The sequence below is a fragment of the Telluria sp. BA11 genome (assembly GCF_056680305.1).
Genome location: NZ_JBWXQA010000002.1, coordinates 170,613 through 185,318, shown reverse-complemented (window position 1 = coordinate 185,318; position 14,706 = coordinate 170,613). Strand labels below are relative to the sequence as shown.

The 14,706-nt window shown below is 57.0% G+C and carries 21 protein-coding genes; all 21 read left to right on the top strand.

Going from position 1 to position 14,706, the window contains the following annotated elements:
- The coding region (locus tag AC1MGT_RS23940; protein ID WP_499504500.1) for a hypothetical protein at positions 1 to 193 on the top strand (193 nt) is incomplete at its 5' end.
- Between the two features lie 93 nt (positions 194 to 286).
- Complete coding sequence (locus tag AC1MGT_RS23935) at positions 287 to 934, top strand: hypothetical protein (protein WP_499504499.1); 648 nt, start codon at positions 287 to 289, stop codon at positions 932 to 934.
- Positions 934 to 1,488: a hypothetical protein gene (locus AC1MGT_RS23930; RefSeq protein WP_499504498.1), complete on the top strand. Its 555-nt coding sequence runs from the start codon at positions 934 to 936 to the stop codon at positions 1,486 to 1,488. Before AC1MGT_RS23935 ends, AC1MGT_RS23930 begins: the two co-directional genes overlap by 1 nt.
- 202 nt (positions 1,489 to 1,690) lie before the next feature.
- Entirely contained in the window at positions 1,691 to 2,125 is a 435-nt protein-coding gene (locus AC1MGT_RS23925; protein ID WP_499504497.1) for a hypothetical protein, read from the top strand.
- Complete coding sequence (locus AC1MGT_RS23920) at positions 2,125 to 2,694, top strand: L5-gp82 domain-containing phage-derived protein (RefSeq protein WP_499504496.1); 570 nt, start codon at positions 2,125 to 2,127, stop codon at positions 2,692 to 2,694. The genes AC1MGT_RS23925 and AC1MGT_RS23920 overlap by 1 nt, the downstream gene beginning before the upstream one ends.
- A 110-nt stretch (positions 2,695 to 2,804) precedes the next feature.
- On the top strand, positions 2,805 to 3,656 hold the full coding sequence (locus tag AC1MGT_RS23915; protein WP_499504495.1) for a hypothetical protein: 852 nt from the start codon (positions 2,805 to 2,807) through the stop codon (positions 3,654 to 3,656).
- Between the two features lie 191 nt (positions 3,657 to 3,847).
- Positions 3,848 to 4,150, top strand: a complete 303-nt coding sequence (locus AC1MGT_RS23910) for a hypothetical protein (RefSeq protein WP_499504494.1) — start codon at positions 3,848 to 3,850, stop codon at positions 4,148 to 4,150.
- 272 nt (positions 4,151 to 4,422) lie between these two features.
- Complete coding sequence (locus AC1MGT_RS23905) at positions 4,423 to 4,776, top strand: hypothetical protein (protein ID WP_499504493.1); 354 nt, start codon at positions 4,423 to 4,425, stop codon at positions 4,774 to 4,776.
- A 279-nt stretch (positions 4,777 to 5,055) separates the two neighbouring features.
- Positions 5,056 to 5,895, top strand: coding sequence for a hypothetical protein (locus AC1MGT_RS23900; protein ID WP_499504492.1), 840 nt, complete (start codon positions 5,056 to 5,058; stop codon positions 5,893 to 5,895).
- A 76-nt stretch (positions 5,896 to 5,971) separates the two neighbouring features.
- Positions 5,972 to 6,415 (top strand): hypothetical protein, encoded by a 444-nt coding sequence (locus tag AC1MGT_RS23895; RefSeq protein WP_499504491.1) that lies wholly within the window; start codon positions 5,972 to 5,974, stop codon positions 6,413 to 6,415.
- Entirely contained in the window at positions 6,412 to 6,690 is a 279-nt protein-coding gene (locus AC1MGT_RS23890) for a hypothetical protein (RefSeq protein ID WP_499504490.1), read from the top strand. Before AC1MGT_RS23895 ends, AC1MGT_RS23890 begins: the two co-directional genes overlap by 4 nt.
- Positions 6,691 to 6,897: 207 nt before the next feature.
- Positions 6,898 to 7,224, top strand: a complete 327-nt coding sequence (locus tag AC1MGT_RS23885; protein ID WP_499504489.1) for a hypothetical protein — start codon at positions 6,898 to 6,900, stop codon at positions 7,222 to 7,224.
- The gene (locus tag AC1MGT_RS23880) at positions 7,224 to 8,819 is read left to right on the top strand and encodes an adenine nucleotide alpha hydrolase family protein (protein ID WP_499504488.1); all 1,596 of its coding nucleotides are present in this window, start codon (positions 7,224 to 7,226) and stop codon (positions 8,817 to 8,819) included. Before AC1MGT_RS23885 ends, AC1MGT_RS23880 begins: the two co-directional genes overlap by 1 nt.
- Before the next feature lie 59 nt (positions 8,820 to 8,878).
- Entirely contained in the window at positions 8,879 to 9,310 is a 432-nt protein-coding gene (locus tag AC1MGT_RS23875) for a hypothetical protein (RefSeq protein ID WP_499504487.1), read from the top strand.
- Positions 9,311 to 9,333: 23 nt separating this feature from the next.
- A complete protein-coding gene (locus AC1MGT_RS23870; protein WP_499504486.1) occupies positions 9,334 to 9,795 on the top strand; it encodes a hypothetical protein in 462 nt (153 codons plus the stop codon).
- Between the two features lie 228 nt (positions 9,796 to 10,023).
- Positions 10,024 to 10,263: a hypothetical protein gene (locus tag AC1MGT_RS23865; protein WP_499504485.1), complete on the top strand. Its 240-nt coding sequence runs from the start codon at positions 10,024 to 10,026 to the stop codon at positions 10,261 to 10,263.
- Positions 10,264 to 10,477: 214 nt separating this feature from the next.
- Complete coding sequence (locus tag AC1MGT_RS23860) at positions 10,478 to 10,672, top strand: hypothetical protein (protein ID WP_499504484.1); 195 nt, start codon at positions 10,478 to 10,480, stop codon at positions 10,670 to 10,672.
- 97 nt (positions 10,673 to 10,769) lie between these two features.
- The gene (locus tag AC1MGT_RS23855; protein ID WP_499504483.1) at positions 10,770 to 11,192 is read left to right on the top strand and encodes a hypothetical protein; all 423 of its coding nucleotides are present in this window, start codon (positions 10,770 to 10,772) and stop codon (positions 11,190 to 11,192) included.
- Between the two features lie 858 nt (positions 11,193 to 12,050).
- Positions 12,051 to 12,329, top strand: a complete 279-nt coding sequence (locus AC1MGT_RS23850) for a hypothetical protein (protein ID WP_499504482.1) — start codon at positions 12,051 to 12,053, stop codon at positions 12,327 to 12,329.
- An 88-nt stretch (positions 12,330 to 12,417) separates the two neighbouring features.
- Positions 12,418 to 12,678 (top strand): hypothetical protein, encoded by a 261-nt coding sequence (locus AC1MGT_RS23845; RefSeq protein ID WP_499504481.1) that lies wholly within the window; start codon positions 12,418 to 12,420, stop codon positions 12,676 to 12,678.
- Positions 12,679 to 13,147: 469 nt separating this feature from the next.
- A protein-coding gene (locus AC1MGT_RS23840; protein ID WP_499501569.1) for an IS3 family transposase occupies positions 13,148 to 14,703 on the top strand; the annotation gives its coding sequence in 2 pieces (ribosomal slippage) (positions 13,148 to 13,610 and positions 13,610 to 14,703; 1,557 coding nt in all).
- The last annotated feature ends 3 nt before the right edge of the window (positions 14,704 to 14,706 follow it).

Genomic DNA, 14,706 nt, shown 5'->3' with positions numbered 1-14,706 from the left:
CCGTGCTTTGTGCTGGATGTTCAAACTTACGCAAGAAGAGGCAGTAAAGGCGGTACGAGGCCACGTAACAACCGGAACCTATTACATGGATTCGGAAGCCATCGCACTGCTCGGTGGCTCTGCAAGAGCGCTGGGCATGGCCTGGCGCGGTCGTCACAAAGTGCGCCGTCAGGCTGCACTCGCAGTTCAGTAACACGTAGGGCGCTTCGGCGCTCTATTTCATTTTCTTCCATCTGGGTGAACTTTGCCCAGTGGGGCAGGTTCGTCCGTTTTTTAAGGATTCACCATGTCCCAATCCGAAAAATCTTCACTGAAACAAGACGTCGCTTTCATCCAAGCTTTCTCCGCAGCTGGTTTCAAGCTGACAGACAGCAAGTCCGTCGTTACCCATGACGGCCCTGCCTGGCACGCGACTTTGGCGCATGGACGCACAAAAATCGTCACCGTCTCAAACGGCGGTCACGGCGGTCCGGATGAGTCGTTCTTCCACGCCACCACCGAAGCCGGCAAAGCCGTCGACAAAGCCAGCCTCGAAAAGCTGTTTGCAGTTCCCGAGGTCGCGACCGCAGTACGTGGCCACATGTTGTTCAACCTCCGTTTGGAGCAGCAGTACGACAAGGTTGAGGGCCGGAATTATCAGGCAGCACAAGCCGACATTGCAGCTCGCGTGCCACTGCCTACCGTAGACAACGTCGAATTTCTCGTCGGCCGCATCGCTGATATCAGCGGGATGGTGAACACGTTTAAACGTGCGATTAAGACGAAATTGATCGTCGTCTTCGAAGGTGGAGACGCTAAGGGTGAGTACGTGACCTATAAGTGCACCGACACTCCGGCCAATCGTGAGCAGCTTAAGGCGCACGAGAAGGACCGCAAGATCGATTACTTCCTTGCCGACCTGTTCGGCGCCACCAACGAGCCGAAAGCAGCCTAATGACGACCGCACTGGAGTACGCGGCCTCGTTCAGCCGCCGCAAACCAAACCAAGACGAAGTAGCCGAGCTGCACCGGCTGCGCGAGCAGGATCTCGCTGCACTGGCGCCCAAGGCCGTGATCACGGTGGAGGACATTCAAGCTCTGGAATGGGGCGTGAAGTTCGAAGTCGCGAACAAGTTTTTGGACAAGTGCGAAGAAGCTGCCAAGCATGCGCTTCTGCACGATCCGCACCACGGCGTTCGTTCGGCAGCTGCCTTGTTTAAGCCTGCCGAAAAGCCATCGCTACCGACATCAGCTGAGAGATCGGCGCGAACCGCTCAAGCGACCGCCGCTCAAATCGCCGTCATCATCATGAACGGCAAGCAGCGCATGGCCACGCTCCACGGTCTGAAAACTGCTGCCGGCATCGAGGAGATGATTGAGTCGATCTATCCAGCCTCGCTGTTGGAACGGGCTACCGATTTCATCGCCGGTTTTGAAGGCGACGACACGCAGGAAGGCGTCGACCAGCTTCTCGCTGACCTGCGCGCTGCGCTCAAACCGATCCGATAAACCACGACAATTGACCGCCTTACCCCATTCCGGGGTAGGGCGCGTCTTTCCTTTCCTCTGCTTACCACGGCTCCATCCGTGGCCAGCATCTACACCGCTTTCCTTTGCCGAATCTCGGCATCTACCTACCGGCCTATAGCCAACTCCTGCAATAGCCCACGTCGCTGACGATGCGGCGCCGTTCAATTGGAAGAACACACACATGCAAACCACTACCGCAGCAAATACCGACCGCGCCGACCAACTCGAAGCCTTGGGCTTTACGGGCGAGGCGGACTACGCCGAGCACCAGGGCGTGATGCAAAAGATGCGTGACATGACCAAACAGCAGTTGCGCGACACCCGCGTCGCTGGTGGGCTCGAGCTTGTGCACCTGTCTGAGACCGGGCTTCATGCCGGGCGCCGCCTGTGCCTGGCACCGAAAGACCAATCACGCAGCGTGCACGCCGTGTACGCGCCGCTTCACAACCCGACGTTCCTGGCCAGCGTGTGCGAACGGTGCCTGCATGCCTACGCGCTGGAAGCATACGAAGACGGCGAGGACATTCCCGACCACTTAGTGGATCCGCGAGCAGCTGCAAAGCTGGCCTTAGCCAAAGCAGCAGCGAATGTCGCAGGTGAGAAGGTCGGCCAGTGATGGCGGCGCCGATCATCATCGATGACGCGGAGATCGATCGCGCCCTAGCCGAGGACAAGGTTTGCGCCCGCATCATGGCCAAGAAGCTCCGGCCGCAAGTCGGTGACCTGGTTGGCGTACGCTTAAATCTCAATATTTGGAAGTCGCGCAAGGTGCCTGTCCAAACCCTTCACAAGGGCAGCGGCAGCGGTCGTCATCGGCAGAACTCTGGCTTTTACGGAGGTTCGGTCCTGTGGTATCAAAAGACCGTTTCCTTGAGCGATTGTTTCCTAAATGTGGCCCAGCTCGGGCGCGAGAAGATCGCGTCTGGCGTGGCGTCGAAACATCCAATAGCCAGTGCCGATGGCGTGCTGCTGGACGACGAAGCTCACAGCTTTGAGGGGATCGAGGTTCGCTTCGACCCTCATGTCACGCACCTCTTTATCGATTGCGACAACCGTGCTGTCAGGTGGGCCGAGCAGGTCACCATATACGCACACAGGGTTCACTGCAGGGGAAAAATTATCTACCACACCGAGATGACCGCGCCTCCCAAAGCCGGTCCATCACCTTCCGTCGCGATTCTGTAATCACGCTGGCGACCTGGTCGCCGCTCGAGCAGGAAACCGCATGCAAGTAACTTGCCGCACCTGCGGCGCCACCATACAAAGCCCTATCGGGCATCCTTAGAAAGCATCTCATGCAAACCATCACCACCTCGCAACAAGCTATCCCGCCAATCGTCGTGCCGGCGGCAGAAAACCGCATCATTGCCCGTATCGTGCTTCAAGCCTGGGGCGGATACAAAGGTCGCGACTTAATCGTCCTCGATGACAAGCAGGTCGACGTCACGGAGATAATCCTCAACATGGAGCACGACGCTGTCGTGCGCCTGCGAAACAACGATTACAGAACCGACATGATCGGTCAGGCGCTCGCTAATCATGCAGGGCCGCTAGCGGTTAATGTAACCCGTCAAATTTGCGACTATTTTGGAGTCGATTACTTGACGGCGATCACGTCCGAGGCGTTTGAAGAAGCGCGTCGTATTGTGAGTCCGGGGCTGCCAGCGTCTGTCCAGACAGTTGTCGAGATGGAAGTCACTGCTACGGTGCTGCCAGGCAGCAATTGCGCTCTGGCTCTCGACGATCTACCGGTGGAAGTCACATTGCCATTAGAGAACGTCATCGTCACCCGCCTAAAGCGCATAAAGCCTTCAGGCGATCGTGCGCTGGAGGTGGTGGGCCCGTTGCTGCCGCGATTCATGCAGCTGATGAATCTGTCGAACGCGGTTAGCATAAACGACGGCCCTCTCGTCACCGACTGGACCATCTCGGAATGTATCGGCGTGCCTACCAACGAGGTGCTCCTTTTCTCTTGGACTGACGGAAACATGAACTACTCCGTTGTCCTGACCGAAGAAGGGATTGAAAGCGGTGGCTTCGATGACGACGGCCAGTTCTTCGTGACTGACCATGAGGGAACGCTGTTGTTTGTGAGTTTTTTTGAGGTCGAGCCCATCGGCTTGTTCAACTTGGCCGACATGCAATAGTTCGCGCACCTAGTGCGCGGCTTGAGTAGGCCAAGTGCCTGAGAAAGACCCATCCAGCCACGGCTGTTTGGGTCTTTTTTTACGCTCTACATCAATACAATTCTGGTCACGGGTGCCCAGAAATAGAGCCGTTCACGTACAATGCGCGCCCGAACCGGCCGGCAGCCGGTGTCATACACAGGGAGGAAAAGATGGCAAACGGTCGCAATGATGCAGTCGAGTACCAACAGGATCTCCATCGCGAGAGGCTGGCAGATGTAATCGCCAGCCGGGCCGCTTATCTAGTGGCCGCTCGCGATATGGGTCGCCAAGAGGCGATCAAGGTAGCAATGGAATCGGTTCGCCGAGACCAAGAAGAGGGTAACGATGTCTCCGGGACGTTGGGAATCGAAAACGAGTACCCGGCGCCTAGCAAGATGATGCCTCCCGGCCAAGTGGCGCGAATCAAAGATGAACTGATGGACTTAGCGCGCGAAGCTGCAGAAGATCTGTAACTTGAAGGAATAGCCCTTATGTCTGCTCGACCAGTCATAAGGGCCAGGCAGCTTGTTGCTTCCGCGAAAGTTGGTGTATCATGAACCGTCGCCATGCGGCATTGTTGTAAATTCAAACTGCTTTTCCGTGCCGCCACGGATGAGCAATGCTCAAATCTTCCTAAGCCGACTCTCGGCATCTGACGTCGCTGTGCCACTGGCCAGCTTCTTCTACAACCCATCGGGGACCTGTCCCCGTAGGGACAGCGTTCCTCCTTCCGGAGATACGCATCATGAATACCAGCAATGTAAACGCAATCGCAAACAGCAACCTCGAAGGCGAGATCGACACGCGCCGTGGCCACGCTATGCGCAGCTACTTCAAGCGCCAGAGCCGCCGCCAGGTGCGCCATCGTTTGGCAACTGAGCTGCGTATGCAAATGGAACATCACCTCGCGGAAGCCACGGAGATAAAGCCAATGCTTGCAAGCGAAGTCCACCGTAACCCTGTCATGGCGTCGACCGCGACGATCATCGCCTTCCCGAACCGGGAGCAACGCGATGCTCGTTCGGTGCTTGTCGTGCGCAAGTCCGTACGCGACCCGTTCGCACGCCAACAAGTGCGTTTCGAGCTGCTGGCCGCCTAATCGTCCGATCGCAAGATTGGATCGACTATTGTGCCCAACGCCGGCATCACAAAAAAATCCCAACTGTGGCAAAACGGGTACCGACACGGTAACCAAGCGGATCACCAGTCCGAGATCCAATTGGACATGCCCCTCGAGTATTACGAGGGCGTGGCCGAGGGGGTCCGCGACTGGGGATTCGACTGCTTTCCCGACTACTACCCCTAAGCCACATCACCGCTTACAACAACAGCGCCCTGCCGATTTCGGTGGGGCGTTTTCTTTTCGCAGGACCACACTATGCAAACGACCACCAATTTGGCCCGCGCCGTGCAATCGATCACCGGCCGCACCTTCCAACTTCACCATGCCTCTCCAAGCGAATGGGCTGGGGAATGGCCAACCGACCGCACTGGGGATGTTTTTGTCTCCGAGGCACCTGGGAGCGTAGATGGAAGCGTCTTTGCCTACTGGTTAGGTGACAAGACCTTGTCCTGTGACGGTGTTCTTCCCGCGATTCAGGCACACATGGATGACCACGATGTTGTCGGTGTCCGTGTGATCTTCGCCTTCCCAGACAACGCCCACTCGTCGCTCAAGACCGACCTGGCTGACCTGAAGGAGCGTGCAGCTGCCGCAAGGCTACTGGCCGTGCGCGAAGGTATTCGCGTTCGCGTCAAGTCGAACCAGGCTCGTATCGGGGGAGACAAATATCCGGGTCGCGAAGGAATCGTCCAAAGCGACAGCGGCGTAGCAACCGGCTACTGGAACGTCCGGCTTACCGCTACTACACGTGCGCGTGAACGCGATGAACTTTTCAGCTTGGACGCGCTCGATGTTCTGACAACAAGCGGCGAACTGGCAACGCTGCCGCCGCTCTCTGGCAGGCAGTTTTCGCACCAGCTCGACACGGCTGAATCGTTGCTATTCGCGGGCGCGTCGTATGCCCTAATACCACACCAGTTAGAAGGCCTCAAGGACGGCTGGGCGGTCAACGCATCGTATCCCGATGGCTCACACAAGACGTTCGGCCTTAACCATCCGCTTACCCGAAGTTTGGCGCTGCGAGTCGCATCCAATGACGCAATGGACTGGTGGCTGAACCGCCGTGAGGCGCAGGCAAAAGCTACTTTGCGCTGATCCCGACCACATCACACACAACCCTAGTGGGCTATCCCACGCGGGGTAGCTCCATCACTCTACTGGAGCACTACAAATGCCTTATTCCTGTGCGGACTTCGCAAGCAATCTCGTCAATCACCTTTTCAACAACGCGCTGATCCCTGTCGCTGTCGCCGAATCCGACGACCTGGAATTCCAGGCGAACGAAGCGATGGCTGCAATCACCGACCTCGCGGAGCGTGCTACTGCTTCGTCGACGCCGGCCACCACCTCGGTGACCGCAACTGGCGCTGCACAACGCCAAGCACGGTCGACCCAGTTCATGATCGAACTGCTCGAAGCCAACGAAACGCTCACCGACATCGCTGAGAGCAAAGGCGCCCATACTCTGGCCGACTGCATGTACCTGCTGAGCGCTATCCAGAAGGGAGGGGGCATCGAGGTGCACCACCCAACCGGATCAGAAATCCTGGACATCATCAATGACCTGCCATCGGCTGCCCTGTGGATGACCCACGTGAGCGAGGTGACTAAATGAGCAGGTTGACCCCAGCGCAGATCCGAGCAGTCGCAACAGTGAGCCTCGGCGTCATCGAGGCAGTTGAAGCCGGCGGCCGGCATGGCGCCCCAGCAGGAGTGCTGTACGCGGCGATGCAGGCTCAAGGCGCGTCGTTCACACAGTTTCAAAGCGTGATGGGAACACTGGTGCGACCCGGCTACCTCACGCTGGAAAACGACTGCTATTTCGGCACTCCCACAATGCCGGAAATGAAAACAAAACTGACCAACGTCCTTGCGGCGTTTGCCAGCTAAGCTTATACCGATCCAGACGACACACCGGCCTTTCGCCGGCGTGTCGCACTGGACTGCCTTACTGATCTTTGCCATGCACAGATGAGTAGTCGCCCGAATTCATACGCCGATTCTCGGCACCCATCTACGGCCTCGCGCCGGTTCACATTCGCCATCGGGCACGCTGCCCGTATGGGCCGCGCCTTTGGTTCAAACCTGGAGCAACGAATGCACATGCAAGAGACCTCTCAAGCCGCGCTACATACCAGTGCTGGCGACATCCAAGACCTATTGGCCCTGCTGCAAGGCGAGCCAGAACTAGAAGCGCACGACCGCGCCATCGAAACAGCAGAAAAATCAATCCAAGAGCAGGGCATCGAAACCTTGCTCGGCCTGATCCGGCGTCGCCATGCTATCCATCTCAGATATTCGAGTGGAAAAGATTCTAGTTCGTGCGCTGTGCTCGTAATCGAGGCAGTCCGTCGTGCAGTAGCCGAGGGAATCACGACCACGCACTATATCTCCAGCAGCTCAACGGGCGTCGCAATCCGTTAATGGAAATGCACCTGTTGGCTGTTCAGGATGAGATGCGTCAGCATTTCAAAGAGAGTGGGTTGCCAATCGAGGTGCACCTGACACACCCATCGTTGGCATCGTCTTTCATGGTGACGACTATCGGGCGCGGTACGCTGCCTCGCTTCCCGGAGAACAGCAAGCATCGGCAATGTGCGCAGGATTGGAAATACACCCCAGCACAGAAACTCGCAGCTGAACTTCAAGCACGGGCAATCGAACAGACCGGCCGCCCGATGATCACCGTCATCGGTACCCGCTACGACGAGTCGACGGTACGAAAGGCACGCATGACAAGGCGCGGCGAGTCGGCACTTGTGCCGGTTCGTAGCGAGGACGGCGAACTCGTGCTAAGTGTGATCGCATGGTGGACACTTGAGGACGTGTGGGACACGCTTGAGATGCTTCTGCAGCCGGAAACCAGCCCATATCAATCGGCAATCTCCCAAGAAAGCGTGCACCGCCTCTTCACAATCTATGCCGACAGTAATGATGGCGTGTGCGGCGTCGTACTAGGCGACGGTGGCAATCGCGCCGCTTGCGGCGCGCGCACGGGGTGCCACACATGTTTGGTAACGGGTGACAAAGACAAAAGCATGGAGAGCCTTTTGACGGTCGAAAAGTATGGGTTCATGCGGCCGTTGAACGACTTCCGCACGCTTCTCCTTTCCACCCAATTCGACATGGAAACGCGTGAGCTTATCGGTCGCACGGTGAGTCCAGCCGGTTATCTTCCGGTGGGGCCCGACGTGTACTCTTTTCAGTTCCGAAAATCCTTGCTTCGCTACCTGCTGTCGATCGATGCGAACGAGCGCGACCGCGCAGAGGAAACCGAGGCAGCGATCTTCACAGGCCGCCTGGAAGACACGAAGGACAACCGCTTGATGGCCAGCCCGACGTTTGAGCTCGTCAGTCTGCAACAGTTGGCGCTCATTGACTGGCACTGGAGTAACCATTACGAGGCGGCGGAAGCCTTCCCAGCATTGGCGATCTGGTACGAGGTCAACGCCCTGGGTCGTCGGTACTCAATCCCGAAAATCGACAAAGCGCCGAAGATCAGCATCCCGACGAAACGCTGGATCAACGTAGGCAGATTCGATCACGCGGCTCCATCCGAAGGGATGCGCAGCGTGGATGGGGAGAAGTGGAATCGGTACCGTCATCCAGACCGGATCTTCCAAAACCGTGAGGTCGATGGAAAGAAAACGACATGGTTCGATGAGACCCCGCAACTTAGCGTCGATGCGGAAAAGGCATGTGCATTCATCACCTGCACGTACCCAACCATGTCGATCGAATGCAACCACCTCCCTGCAACCGAATCTGCTGCATTCTGGCTCAACGAAGGGATCGTCAGCCTCCCGGCCGGCCACGCCCAACGCTACCAGGAAATCGCGCTACGCAACCGTTACTTCGCCAATCTGGCCCAGCGCCTTGACCTCTCGCCAGCCGAGATGAATCGGTACCTGATGCAGAACTCGATTCCCAACGTAGAGCACGAAAAGCTACTTTTAAAGGTCGCAGCTACTGCTGCCGGCCTCCAACCCGACATGTTCGCGCAGCCACTGGCCGCGTGAACACCTAACCACCATCAACGCTCGCCCTGAATGGGTGAGCGATTTTTATTGAGCAAAACATGAATCGGACTGCAAACAATACCGTGCCTGCTACCTTCGATGCAGGGACCATCGCGTCGATTGCCGCGCGACTGGGCGTGGCGAATGGGGCTGCACACAACGCAATCGAGATCAAGACAGAGGTCGTAGACGTCATGGACGGCGTAATCGGCGGCGACGATGTCAGTGTCGTGTCGGCACTGCTCGAGCTTTCAACCGGCAGGCTGGTGCTGGTCGACAAAGAACTTGGGCACCCGCTGCTGGTCTGGGACGAAGTCGGAGCAACCATCCATTACGGCGAACGCCAGTACAGCGTTCCGGTCCTGGAAGACAGTATTCCTGACGACCTCTGGCGTACCGAAGTCTCCGACCACATCATGGCCAACGGTTACTGGGCAGTGCTCGATCTTCGCTCCCTGATCGCCCCGTGCGCTCAAGAACAGATTGCGTAGGCCTCCGGCGAAAGGAAATCAAGATGGCAAAAGCAAACAAAGGCCTACTGGCACCATTGAGCGCCGCCCAGCTCGCGCAACTGCGGGCCGATGCAAACGATCTATGGGCCGCGGCTGAACGCAAGGGGACGACCTTGGATCGATGGGAACACAAGGACGAAAGTGAGGCTGCGCGTGATCATTTCGCTCTAGGTACCTGGCTCCATTATTACTCGACCCGCATCGGCAAGGTGGACGGTCTGCAGGCCCGGATCGACTGCGCTCGTCGCATTTTCGAATCCGGCCTGGAGAGGATCGGTTACAAGTTTTTCACGGTTTTCGACTTCGGCGAGCGGCAGTTCGATACGCTGGTCGAGATGGGCGACGCTGACGAAGTTGTCGACGCCCTGCGCGTAATCGCCTGCAAGGGACGTAACGCAAATCTGCTCAAGGCCTTCGAATACATGGGCTGGAGCTTGGAAGGAAAGCAACAAGCGCTGTTCTGATCAGCGCGCATTACAAGGACCCCGCTTCGGCGGGGTTTTTTTTTGCCTGCACCTCCGTCACGCCCATGGTCTTTTCCGAGGATGGCAGTGCCTAGGCTAGCTACAGTGTCGTTTTCCGGCCACCGGTCCCGCAGTTGCCTCTGAACAGTCTTTGATAACTTTATCCGTTATTTTCTGGCGTACAATAAATCCTTGTTCTTTCCCTATTTATGGAGTACATTAATAACCATGAGCAATTCTACTGAGAAAAAAGGCCGTGGTCGCCCGGCCCTGCCGCCTGAACAAAAACGTATCGCCAGGCTCTCTATGCGGACATACCCCGACGTCGAGGAGAAGGTGAGAAGGGTCGGCACGGAAGCGGTAGAAAAGGCGATCAGAGCTATCAAAGAGCCACAGCGCGACCTTGCGCCCACCGATCCCGAAGGCATCGTTGAGTACAAAGCGGCGATGGGCCGTGAGCGTCCTTAATTAACTGAAGCGGAAAACATGGTTACCTCTGAATGCCTAACTGGACAGCCAGGCCCGCCAGTGTTTGTGGAATGGGATGGTCACTGGTACGGCGAGCCCTTCAAGCTCGCCCACAACATGAGAAAAGCAGGATTTGCTGTACGAACGACACCACCAGAGTCGGAAGATTCCTCAAGCTTGTCTAAACCGAAACTCTAGGAATTACGGAAAATTAATGGACAACCTGAGCCAGCTTCTAACTGAGTGTCACGCCGTGAGGGTAGGCAAGACGCCATCCATTACGGATCTGCGAGCACGTGCTGAACGCACTGGTCTATCTCTTGACCGCATATACCTTGCTGCCGAGGCCGCTGATGTTGAAGTAGTCGACGACGGCAACGAGTTGAAGATAATTCCCTATGCGTACTGATACCGGAAAACGCCCAGCAGTACCGATGCCCCGCTCGACGGGGCAGCGGCATTGAAAGGGCGAGGCGCGGTGCCTGGCCGCAGAGGAACTAAGAAGAATGAAATCAAACCTGAAAATGAGTGCGCTGGGTTGCATCACTTTGGTTAGCGTAGCGTCGCTGACGGGCTGCACGGACACAGGCAGCGTGCTGGCAGAGGAGAGCGCTAAGTTCGCAATTTGCACGCTTGATAAAGGTCAAAGCTGTCAGGTCGCCGCGCCGGCCGGCACAAGAGTTGAGAAAGCAACTTTGGCATCTTCTGACGACGCGATTCGTGTATTCGGGACCGTAAGCAGCACTGCAGAATGCGAAGGCTACGCAGCCCATGCAAAGTCTCGCTCCCCGAAGCACATTACGCAGGCAATCATCAATAACGTCGTGGTCATGCCATACGGTGAAGTCGTTCCTCATAATCCTTCGGTAAAGAGCGCATGCGCAGCGTCGCCCTACAACGTCTCGCTAATCGTTGCGAAGGCGCCCTGACCCTCGGAAAACCCCCACAGCAGCGTCCACGGCCCGCATGACGGGCCTGGTGCATTGAGGGCTGGCAAGGTGCCGGCGAACGAGGGAAAGTACAAGTGGATTTTGCACAGCGATACCCTGGCTATACGCCCGATAATAAGAGCATCAACACGCCTATTGAGGCTGGCATAAAGCCTTTGTGCGATGCCTTAAACAGTCTCCATGGCGTATACACCGTCTGGTCGTGCGAAGGACACCCATATCGAGGCGCCCCCCCTTTCGCAATCTTTGTTACTGATCAGGCAACTGCCTTTAAAGTAAATTCAGCCATCGAAGCGGGGCCGCATACGAACGGACTTCACTTCAACTGGTGGACGACTGCTACTTTTCGTGAGGACGGTTCACTTCAATACTCGATCCAACCGAGTGATTATCGTATCCCCGACGGCACTTGGTGGCGGTTTTGGCCGTTACCACGTTGGAGTCGACGGGTCATGATGAAAGACCTTAGGCGGGTGGCCGAATTGGTAGGACAGATAAATCTTTGACCGAGGCAAACCCGTACAGCAGCATCCACGGCCCGCATGACGGGCCTGGTGCTTTGAGAGAGCCGGCACGGTGCCGGCGAATGAGGAACAGCCATGCAGGAAATTTTAGTCAACGGATATGATCCACGCCATCCCGAACACGAAGCGATGATGAACCTCGAGTGCGACACTGGGCTCGATATAGCACTGCTCCCAGGATTTGAGGTTGTCGTACTGGTTCCATACAGTCCAATGGCCAGCATCTGAGAGTCGAGAACAACCATTTGGTGCCGGACGGCGCCCTGCACTGGCCCGAAGCCAAGCGAAACACAGGAGTTAGAGACAGAAAAACATGAATGAAGAAGCGTACGACAAAGCAACATTGATCCTTAAGGACGCGGCGGCAAAGATTCAGTCATGCGGCCTGCACGTCGTCATTAGTAGGGCCGAGATGCGCCAGGGAATGACGATAAGCCTGCATTTCGCCGAGACAAAGGATGCTGTAGCAGCCGCGTATGTTGCGATGGGACACGGAAGTCAAGTCGGTCTCGCTAAGAATGCACGGACAGATTTCGATAAAGCGATTGAAGAAGTGTTGGAATCACGCTTAATCGACCGAACATTGGACTGAAAAGGCGCATTAGAGCGCATGCTCCCGAGACTGATCACGCGACCTTGCAGCCAACCCTACTGCCAACGAAAACGCATACCAGAACGTCATGACCAAATCAAAAAAGAAACACGTTGCTAACGCAGTCAGAGCCATGACTGCCCAAGAACTTGCAGAGTGTGTAAAAGAGGTAATCACCTGGCAGGACAAAGGGATGTTATCCGAAGGCGCACTTTACAAGCTGGCATCCCAGTTTATGACTGCGATGGGTATCGTAAAAATTTCGTCTATAGAAAAGGCTGGTTCAGCGGTTCTCCGAGAAGCGTCGCTTCGATTTACCGAGGTCCAGACCGGTCATCGCGTTGACTAGAACCGCCCCAGAAAACCTACACAGCCGCATCCCCGGCCCGCGTGTCGGGCCTGGCGCAGTAAGATCCGGCACGGTGCCAGCGGTCGAGGAGCGCCACGTGCGCCCGTTCGAGCTGGCGCGCCCGTGGGACTTACCTCCGGAGGTAAGTCCTATCATCAATCTGAGCCACGCCACGAAGAGTGACACGATTGCCGTCGCCATGTCGGCCATGGAGTGCGAACTTGACATGGTTATGCGCTAAAAAGCAAAAGCCCGCTATTTAGCGGGCGTTCTTCAAACGAGCAAAAGCGCAAAAGGCTGCCAGTGCAGTACGTTACGTCGACGCCATCGATTGTTCAAAGGCGTAAAGATAGCGGCCTGCCGTTGGCTTCATCCAGGCTCGGTCATGCCCAAGGTCCCCCGGTGTCAGAATAGTTGTCGCGTCACCTGATTAAGTGAAGTCATACCGGGGACGGGCAAGAGAGAATGTGTGAAGCAGTATCCAGCAGAACGAAAAGAGGCGATGTTGCGGCAGATGATGCCGCCCCAGAACCGGTTGGTGTCGGAATTGGCGCGGGAGAGCGGGATCACCGAGCAGACGCTTTATACTTGGCGCCGTCAACTTCGTGATCAAGGAACACCGGTGCCAGGTAGTGGGAAAAATGCTGAGGAATGGACCTCGGAGGACAAGTTCGCGGTGGTGCTGGAAACGGCAGCGTTAAACGAGAGCGAACTGTCGGAGTATTGTCGCCGGAAGGGACTATTTGCAGAGCAGATCGCCACGTGGCGAGCCGCATGCATGGCCGCCAACGTGAGCATGGTGCAGCAGACGCGGGCGCAACAGGTCCAGTCGAAGGAAGACAAGAAGCGGATTCGGCAGTTGGAGAAAGACTTGCAGCGCAAGGAGAAGGCGCTGGCTGAAGCCGCAGCGTTGCTGATCCTGCGAAAAAAAGCCCAGGCGATCTGGGGGGACAAAGAGGAAGACTGATCAGCGTCCCAGATCGCCTGTCATGTGTAGGGTTGATCCGTGAAGCCGAAGCTGCAGGCAGCCGGTTGTCACCGGCCTGCCGCGAGCTCGGCATCACCCTACGGACGTTTCAACGCTGGGTGCGGGCTGGGGATGATGCTGTAGCCGTCGACAGCCGCCCGACCTGCATCAGGCCTGAGCCGGCCAACAAGCTCACTGACAACGAGCGTACCGAGATTCTGGCTGTCGCCAACAGCGAGGAATTCGCCAGTCTGCCACCGAGTCAGATCGTGCCGACGCTGGCTGATCGAGGCATCTATGTAGCCTCGGAATCGAGCTTCTACCGCGTCTTGAAGTCGGCCTCGCAACAGCACCATCGCGGCAAGGCAAAGAAGCCGAGTGAACGCGTCGTCACGAGCCATTGCGCCATGGCGCCGAACCAGGTTTGGAGTTGGGACATTACGTGGCTGCCGGCCGCGATCAAGGGCAAGTACCACTACTGGTACATGGTGCTCGACATCTACAGCCGCAAGATCATCGGTCACGAAGTTCATGAGGCCGAGTCGGCGGAATCGGCGTCACGGCTGATGCGGCGGGCCAGTCTGGCCGAGGGATTGGCAGGCAGGCCGCTCGTACTGCACTCGGATAACGGCAGTGCAATGAAAGGCTCGACCATGCTGGCCACATTGGAGCAACTCGGCGTTGCCCCGTCGTTCAGCAGGCCGCGTGTGAGCAACGACAATGCCTACGCTGAGTCCTTGTTCAGGACCTGCAAATATCGGCCGGATTACCCAAGTAAGCCGTTCGCGACGCTCGAACAAGCGCGGGCATGGACGCAGAAATTTGTGCGCTGGTACAACCAGGATCACAAACACAGCGGCCTGAAATTCGTGACGCCGGCACAGCGCCATGGCGGCCAGGCTGAAGCGATTCTCGAGCATCGCGAACAGGTATATCGAGAAGCGAAAAGCCGCAATCCTCGGCGCTGGTCGCGCAATGTCAGGAACTGGACTTTGGATGGTCAAGTCTGGTTGAATCCGGAACGGATTCGACCAGAGAAACTACAGCAGGTCGTGTGAGGT